The sequence below is a fragment of the Rhizobium sp. BK512 genome (genome assembly GCF_014194915.1).
In the GTDB taxonomy this organism is placed as follows: domain Bacteria; phylum Pseudomonadota; class Alphaproteobacteria; order Rhizobiales; family Rhizobiaceae; genus Rhizobium.
Genome location: NZ_JACIAS010000014.1, coordinates 138,317 through 145,493, shown reverse-complemented (window position 1 = coordinate 145,493; position 7,177 = coordinate 138,317). Strand labels below are relative to the sequence as shown.

9 protein-coding genes and 1 pseudogene are annotated in these 7,177 nt (G+C 57.6%); 5 read left to right on the top strand and 5 right to left on the bottom strand.

Annotated features, from left to right (window positions below; all coding sequences use genetic code 11):
- The 5 genes from FHX06_RS34230 to FHX06_RS34210 all read left to right on the top strand — a co-directional run.
- Nucleotides 1-486 (top strand): TCP-1/cpn60 chaperonin family protein (locus FHX06_RS34230; protein ID WP_281413480.1); only part of this gene is annotated, 486 nt, incomplete at its 5' end.
- A gap of 57 nt (nucleotides 487-543) precedes the next feature.
- Nucleotides 544-843, top strand: coding sequence for a hypothetical protein (locus FHX06_RS34225; RefSeq protein WP_112547299.1), 300 nt, complete (start codon nucleotides 544-546; stop codon nucleotides 841-843).
- A 290-nt stretch (nucleotides 844-1,133) separates the two neighbouring features.
- Entirely contained in the window at nucleotides 1,134-2,921 is a 1,788-nt protein-coding gene (locus FHX06_RS34220) for a PAS domain S-box protein (protein WP_112547298.1), read from the top strand.
- 238 nt (nucleotides 2,922-3,159) lie between these two features.
- Complete coding sequence (locus FHX06_RS34215; RefSeq protein WP_029616321.1) at nucleotides 3,160-4,287, top strand: PAS domain-containing protein; 1,128 nt, start codon at nucleotides 3,160-3,162, stop codon at nucleotides 4,285-4,287.
- Nucleotides 4,284-4,715 (top strand): response regulator, encoded by a 432-nt coding sequence (locus FHX06_RS34210; RefSeq protein WP_018114279.1) that lies wholly within the window; start codon nucleotides 4,284-4,286, stop codon nucleotides 4,713-4,715. Before FHX06_RS34215 ends, FHX06_RS34210 begins: the two co-directional genes overlap by 4 nt.
- A gap of 138 nt (nucleotides 4,716-4,853) precedes the next feature.
- Here the strand turns inward: FHX06_RS34210 and FHX06_RS34205 are convergent, their stop codons facing one another.
- The 5 genes and pseudogenes from FHX06_RS34205 to FHX06_RS34190 form a co-directional block, all read right to left on the bottom strand.
- Entirely contained in the window at nucleotides 4,854-5,129 is a 276-nt protein-coding gene (locus FHX06_RS34205) for a hypothetical protein (RefSeq protein ID WP_113207549.1), read from the bottom strand.
- 69 nt (nucleotides 5,130-5,198) lie between these two features.
- On the bottom strand, nucleotides 5,199-5,573 hold the full coding sequence (locus FHX06_RS34200; protein ID WP_113207548.1) for a DUF6481 family protein: 375 nt from the start codon (nucleotides 5,571-5,573) through the stop codon (nucleotides 5,199-5,201).
- A 32-nt stretch (nucleotides 5,574-5,605) separates the two neighbouring features.
- Nucleotides 5,606-5,820 (bottom strand): annotated as a pseudogene (locus tag FHX06_RS35880) (hypothetical protein).
- A 119-nt stretch (nucleotides 5,821-5,939) separates the two neighbouring features.
- Entirely contained in the window at nucleotides 5,940-6,149 is a 210-nt protein-coding gene (locus tag FHX06_RS34195) for a cold-shock protein (protein ID WP_183882501.1), read from the bottom strand.
- 412 nt (nucleotides 6,150-6,561) lie between these two features.
- A complete protein-coding gene (locus tag FHX06_RS34190) occupies nucleotides 6,562-6,810 on the bottom strand; it encodes a hypothetical protein (protein WP_183882499.1) in 249 nt (82 codons plus the stop codon).
- Nucleotides 6,811-7,177 lie beyond the last annotated feature (367 nt).

Genomic DNA, 7,177 nt, shown 5'->3' with positions numbered 1-7,177 from the left:
GGCGGTTCGACGGAAGTGGAAGTGAAGGAAAAGAAGGACCGCGTCGATGACGCGCTTCATGCAACGCGTGCTGCCGTCGAGGAGGGTATTCTGCCAGGTGGCGGTGTGGCGCTGCTTCGCGCAGTCAAGGCGCTCGACAATCTCGACACCGCCAACCGGGACCAGAAGGTCGGCATCGACATCGTGCGCCGCGCGATTGAGGCGCCTGTTCGTCAGATCGCGGAAAACGCCGGCGCCGAAGGTTCGGTCATCGTTGGCAAGCTGCGGGAGAAGGCCGAGTTCTCCTTCGGCTGGAATGCCCAGACCGGGGAATACGGCGATCTCTACGCTCAAGGCGTTATCGACCCGGCCAAGGTCGTGCGTACCGCACTCCAGGATGCCGCCTCCGTCGCCGGCCTTCTTGTGACCACGGAAGCAATGATTGCTGAAAAGCCTAAGAAGGACGCCGCACCTGCCCTGCCGGCCGGCGCGGGAATGGACTTCTAAAGGCGATAGGGAAGGCTCGCCCCAGCCGCGTGGGGCGAGCCACTTGCGGAGGAAACCATGAACCTGCCATCGAAGGAAGACGCGCGCCTTTGCGCCAGCGTCGTCAAAGAGGTTGCCCGAGCCAAAGGGATGTCGGGCGACCCATCCTCCATCAGCCGGCTGACGGCGACAGTCGCGAGACTGTTCAACAAGGGCATGCGAGACCGCGACAGGCTTCTGTCGAAAGCGATGGCAGTCGCCGACATGCCGGTGGCGCAGGAGGAGCACCGTCCGCTCCTTGCTGAGCTCCTGAACACTCCGGGTGCCACCGGTTTATCTATGGAGCCGGAAAATGAGAGAGGACATCAACAACAGTAGAACGAACCACAACCTGGAAGCGGCCGCATGCGCCACGCATGTGCTGCATACGGATCATCTCAGTCAGCCGCGGGATGTGCTCACCGCCGATAGATCTCCCGTACGAAAAGCGTTCCATTCTCGCGTCACAATCCGACTTCTTAAAAGACCGCCCAGGTGGTGGGTGTCTCCCCTTGTTATCGCGTTCAAGCGGCTTAACTTCGCATCTCCAACTGCTTGTTTCATCAGGGCCGCATAGAGTGTCTGCATTCGGATTGAACGATAAAACCGCGTGCGCCGGAATAGCACACATGATCGAGCGCGGGCTTTGGGATGATTCCATCCTGGGACCGCCGTCGGAGTGGCCCGCCTGCCTGAAGGCTACGGTGGACATCATGCTTCCGTCACATGCCCAGATCGTGATGTTCTGGGGAGACCAATATGTGGCCCTTTATAATGATGCCTACGCTCCCACAATCGGCCTTAGGCATCCGCGCGCATTCGGAAGACCGGCAAAGGAGAACTGGAGCGAGCTCTGGGACGACCTCCAACCTTTGCTGGATCGCGTCCTTCATGGTGGTGAAACTGTCTCAGCCAGCGATCGCCAGTTTTACATTGAACGCCATGGACATCCAGAAACCGTCTATTTCGACATTTCCTATTCGCCGATCAAGGACGAAACCGGTAGCGTCCGCGGCGTGTTTTGCATCGTCAGCGAGACCACAGAAAGGGTGCGTTCGCAGCAAGCACTCAAGGAAAGCGAGGAACGTCTACGAGCGTTATTTTCGCAATCCGCTGCGGGTATAGGGCAGACCGATCTTGCGGGACGCATGACGCTAGCCAACCAACGCTTTTGTGAGATGCTTGGCTATCAGAGAGCGGAGCTTGTGGGCATCCGCTTCCAGGATTTGACGTTTGCGGACGACCGTCCGGAAGCCGAGCGGCTTTTCCAGTACCTGATCGAAACCGGCGAACCTTTCGATATGGAAAAGCGATGCTTGCGGAAGGACGGAAGTGTCTTATGGACAGCAGTTTCAGTCTCTGCCCTCAAAGGTGAGGATGGGTCAATCCTGCAGGTTGGCTTCATCGCCATCGACATCTCGGCAAGGAAGAGCGCCCAGGAAGCGGAGCGTCTTCTTGCATCCATTATCGCTTCTTCGAATGATGCCATTCTCGCCATCGATCTGAACATGACGATCACCAACTGGAATGCAGCTGCCGAGAGGCTTTATGGATACTCGCGCGAAGAGGCGGTGGGAAAGTCAGTTCTGATGCTGGTCCCGGAGGAACGTCGCGACGAGGAGCCCGAAATTCTTAGGAAGGTCAGCGACGGAAAGATCGTGGAGCCGTACGAAACGCAGCGTCGAAGGAAGGATGGAAGCCTAGTCGACGTTCAGCTCAGTGTTTCTCCTATCTATGACAGCACTGGAAATACGATCGGCGCTTCCAAGATGTCCCAGGACATCACGGCCAGAAAGGAGGCCGAACGTCTGCAAAAAGTCCTGACAAGCGAGCTCAACCATCGCGTCAAGAATGCGTTTGCGACTGTCATTGCCATTGCCAGACAAACCCTGGACCGGAACGAAACCGGCCGGGATCAGGTCACCGCTTTCCATGACAGGCTTATGTCAATGGCAAAGGCCCATGATCTGCTCACGCATCGGGACTGGCAGCGTGCTGACCTGGGCGAGTTGGTCAGTCAGGTGCTGGAACCCTATCCGCCTGAACGCTTCGAGATTGGAGGCTGCGCCGTGCTTTTGCCTCAAAAGGCGGTCGTCTCTTTCTCCCTAGCTATCCACGAACTTGCGACGAACGCCGCTAAATATGGCGCACTGTCGGTCGCTCAAGGCAAAGTTGCGATCTCCTGGGATTATGAAGAACAGATCGGCAGGCTACGGTTCAAATGGGTCGAACGCGGCGGCCCCGCGGTCACGCCGCCAACCCGAAAGGGCTTTGGCTCGCGTCTCGTTGAGAGGCTTCTGGCAGCCGAGCTAAACGGGCGCTCGACGATCAGCTACAACCCTACCGGCGTCATCTGCGAGATCGATGCGATCCTGGATCCGGATGGCTGGTTGGGAAGGCCCGGATCGGACCGATAGCAAACTTTTCGCTGTCGGGTGTCATGATGTCGTCCCCGCCTTGCGCGGCAAGCATCAATTTTACGCATCGGCGATACGTGAATTCTTGAAGCGGGGGCCTGGAGCAACTGCTTCGTGTCTCTCATCCACGGCAGATAGCAGTCGCTCGAGCGCCCCTGTCTGCAGCGCTACCGGGCGAGAACTGGAACTCGAATAACCCGTCATGCATTACGCCGAGACCATAAACGATCAGGTCATCATGAAGGAAACCGACCGAAAACAAGCCGAAGCGGCGCAAGATGCCGGAAATCGCCTTGTGGCACGACATGTGCGCGAAGACCCCTTCGCCGCGGCCTTCAAAGCCACGCGCATGCCGATGATCGTCACCGACCCAAATCAGGCCGACAATCCGATCATCTTTTGCAATGTCGCCTTCGAGAGGCTGACGGGCTATTCGAGCAGTGAAGTAGTCGGCCGCAACTGCCGCTTCCTCCAAGGCCCGGAGACGAATGCGGCAACGGTGGCGCGCATCCGCGCGGCGATCAGCGCAGGTTCCGATATCGCCATCGACATCTTAAACTACAAGAAAGATGGCGAGCCTTTCTGGAACGCTTTGTTTTTATCTCCGGTGCGCGATGATGGCGACAGAATCGTCTATTTCTTCGCTTCCCAGCTGGATTTCACCAACGTTAAATCGAGAGAGGCTGATCTCGCTTTCGCACGTCATCGCGCCGAAGAGGAAGTGGCCGCCCACACCGAGAAACTTGAGGCTGCGCTGAAAATCAGCTCTCTTCTGGTCCACGAGGTTGACCACCGTGTCAAGAACAACCTCCTGACCATGGCCTCCATTGTAAAGCTTCAGACGCGTATTACCAGGGATGAGGGCCAGAAACGCGTTTTGCGGTCCGTGCTGAACCGCGTGGAGGCCTTGAGCACAGTTCAAAGAAAGCTGTTCACGCTGGAGGATGTCTCACGGTTCGACGTCGCCGACTTCACGGAGGAACTTGTCAGAGATCTTGTCGAAGCTGTCGGACGAAAGGATATCCGCCTGACGCTCGACCTGCATCCGCTCCATGTGCCGGCTGTGAAGGCGACCCCTCTCTCCTTGATCGTCAACGAGCTTGTCGGGGACGCCGTCCGGCGGGGGTTGAGCGACGGCGGCGGCGACATCCATGTCGTCGTCAAGCGCTTGAACGCACATTTTCTTATCAGGGTGGAGGACACCTCTATACCGGTTGAGGTCGATGAGGATGCGGCCGAGATCGGTCGTATCCTTCTTGAAACATCCGCCAAGCAGGTTGACGCAAAGATCGAGAAGCGGATCGACGGATATCGGACAACCGTTGATGTCACGCTGCCGGTCGACACAGAGGAGAGCGCGCATTGAAGGTGATGATTGTCGAGGACGAGATGCTGCTGGCCATGGAGCTCGAAAGCGAGGTCGAGATGGCCGGTCACGAGGTGACGGGGACCGCGATGAATCGCAAACAAGCAAGCGACCTCATGAAAGCGCATCACCCGGATTTTGCTTTCGTCGATATTCACCTACAGGACGGCCCAACAGGCATCGACGTCGGCCGCGATCTGGCATCCGAAGGGATCCCATACGTATTCGTCAGCGGCAACATCAAGAAGCTGCCTGAAGATTTCGCAGGCGCTCTCGGGGCTATCGAAAAGCCCTACACTGTGAACGGCATGAGGAACGCTATTTCCTACATCTCTGCGGTCGTGGTGGGTGAAGAAGATGTCATTCCACCGGCGAGCCTTGTACTCGCGGACGATATAAGGCCCTTGCTGCTCCGCAGGCATTCTTAGTCGGAGTGACCTTGGCAATTGCGGCGTCAGCTCATAGGCGTTAGGCAGAGGCGCAACAATTCTTAAAGGCACATCTCCGCAACACGGCTCAGACGGGGGATGACCGGTCTGCCGCTCCGCCACAGCCACTCCAACACATCAGGCGCTGTCATAAGTGAAGGATGTCAGAAGTGTCGTCACGAAGTTGCTGGCCCGTTCCTTGACGACGACCTCCGTCCATTCGTCAGTGCCGCGGAGCCTCAAATCCGTGTAGATGCTGTCGACGGCGGCTTCTTCAATACGCTTGATGTGAGCGCCGAACGCGGCTTCGCCGCTGCCATGGTACATGTCGCGTATAACCATGCGCAGGATTTCCTGTATCGCAATTTGCCAGGCGGTATTAATCGTCTGCAGCTCTTTTGTGTCCGGGGTCATGACGGCTCCACCGTGTGATTAACTTTTTGGGCGAACAAACCCGGCGCAGAGGAACCGTTACCCGGCGGGCTAGGATTTTCTGGCCTTGCGAGCGGCATAGCGTCTGTCACGCTCGGCTTTGCGGGCTGCCTCGTCTTCGATAGCCCGCGCGATGCGTGCGTCCTCTGCTGCCCTGTTCGAGTGGGTCTCGACCCGCGCTGCCGCCTCGGCAGCCGCCCGTGCTTCCGTCGCTTCTGCTTCAAGCCGGGTTTGCGCCTCAAGGCTGACGCGGTCACGCTCAAGACGGCGTGCTTCACGCGCTTCGGCAAGCGAGGCGCGCTCGGCTTGCCTGGTAAGTCGGGACGGTTCCGCGGCCGTCTTGGCAGCTCGGTAAGCGCTAAGAAGAGCGGCCTTGGCGTTGGCCGAAGCTGAACGTCGGTCGGCAAGATCGTTGTGATTTTTCAAATCTTCATCCTAATGGTGGCAGGCGCCGACGGTCAGCGTGTCTTGGAACGCCTGGCAAGGAGGGTGGAGGTTGCTAGAGCGCGTTCAGCCTGTTCCTTGGCCAGGCGGGCTTCTCGAAGGCGCAACGTCTTTTCATCTCGGGCCTGCTCTGCCGATTTGAGCTCTTCGATCGCCGCATTCTTGGCAAAGAACTGGGTCTGAAAGGGATCTCTGCCTCCTGGCGAGATTTACTATGGGTCTCGGTCATTTCGTTCCTCGTGTCAGCCACAGAAATGATAAAGGCCAGGCGAAATTGCCTGGCCTCGAACTGATAACTTGCTTCCGGCAGTGCCAGTACATCCGTGGTCAAAGGGAAGCAGATATCGATTAAGCGGACTGCAGATTGCGGGCCGACATCTTGCCCGACTTCATGTCGCGCTCGAGATCAAAACCGATCTTCTGGCCCTCGACGAGTTCGCGCATGCCGGCGCGCTCGACAGCCGAAATATGGACGAAGGCGTCAGCGCCGCCGTTGTCAGGCTGGATAAAGCCGAAGCCTTTGGTGGAATTAAACCATTTTACTGTGCCTGTGGTCATGATGAACCCTTTCGAAGTATAGAATAAGGGACCGCGAAGCAGCAGCCACGCAGATGAAACCGACTGTTTTTGAAAGGGAAGTTCGCTTAAAACGCGGTGCCAATCGCGCCGTGGACAAAGCTCGGCAAGCAAAAGATCGATGAAAACCGTATACGGGACCAAAGGCGCGTCGTCACGTTTAGTTCTCAAAATCTGCTATCCTTCGCTTTTCGGTTGCGCCGACGGAAGGCGCGACAGCGTCGGCAATGGCAATGTTGCACACTGTTGATGGGATAGAAGCCACACTCTCGCTCGTCAGCTCGACCTCAGGCATGTTCTCACCCCACGATTTCACGTGGCGAGAGTACTCATCGGCGACGGCCACGATCCTGACCGGTGCTGGACTGGTTGGGCTGTGTTGACCGAGCGAGGGTCACCGATGGGAGATGCGACCAAGAACAAGAGCCTGCAAGCGGCCGCTCCCACTGGAAAGGGGCATGTCTTTAAACAACCGCGATATGAGGTGCGGCCGCAGCCCCTGCCTCTCATCGATCAGGAGAAACGACATCTTCTTTATCTCAATCGTCATCATGCCAGTATCGTCATGACGTCGGTAGTTTCCCGCATCGATCGCATGGAATCCGTTTTCCACGGCCCAGGCGGCTATCATATCCGCGTTCATCAAGGTCCTGCTTTTGGAGATCGCGGACGAGCCATCTCTCGCCGTCCCGCTCGTGCAATGATTTGCAGTCCTAGAGGTACTGCAACTACACCGCTCCAATCCAGCCAAATCCGTTCCAAAATACAGTTCCCGCATCGGTGTTGCCAGAAAGACTCGCAACAACTTTTACGCCCAGGAGGCCCATTCTGCTTGCTGCTCTTGAATAAGCACGAACGTCAGTGTCGGCATGCAACAACGTCGGCTGGCCCGGCCTCGCCTTCAATAATGACGAACACAACCCCTCGGGCGCTCCGGCTTTTGCAGAACCGGGACGAGGCCAGTGGTATAGCCGCGCTGCACAGCACATCGGCGACCCTCTTGTCAAACG

What these genes read in the sequence shown, in the direction of transcription:
- FHX06_RS34205 (WP_113207549.1), bottom strand. Translation starts at nt 5,129, where the DNA reads ATGACCCCGGACACAAAAGAGCTGCAGACGATTAATACCGCCTGGCAA.
- FHX06_RS34190 (WP_183882499.1), bottom strand. Translation starts at nt 6,810, where the DNA reads ATGAACGCGGATATGATAGCCGCCTGGGCCGTGGAAAACGGATTCCAT.
- FHX06_RS34220 (WP_112547298.1), top strand. Translation starts at nt 1,134, where the DNA reads ATGATCGAGCGCGGGCTTTGGGATGATTCCATCCTGGGACCGCCGTCG.
- FHX06_RS34215 (WP_029616321.1), top strand. Translation starts at nt 3,160, where the DNA reads ATGAAGGAAACCGACCGAAAACAAGCCGAAGCGGCGCAAGATGCCGGA.
- FHX06_RS34195 (WP_183882501.1), bottom strand. Translation starts at nt 6,149, where the DNA reads ATGACCACAGGCACAGTAAAATGGTTTAATTCCACCAAAGGCTTCGGC.
- FHX06_RS34225 (WP_112547299.1), top strand. Translation starts at nt 544, where the DNA reads ATGAACCTGCCATCGAAGGAAGACGCGCGCCTTTGCGCCAGCGTCGTC.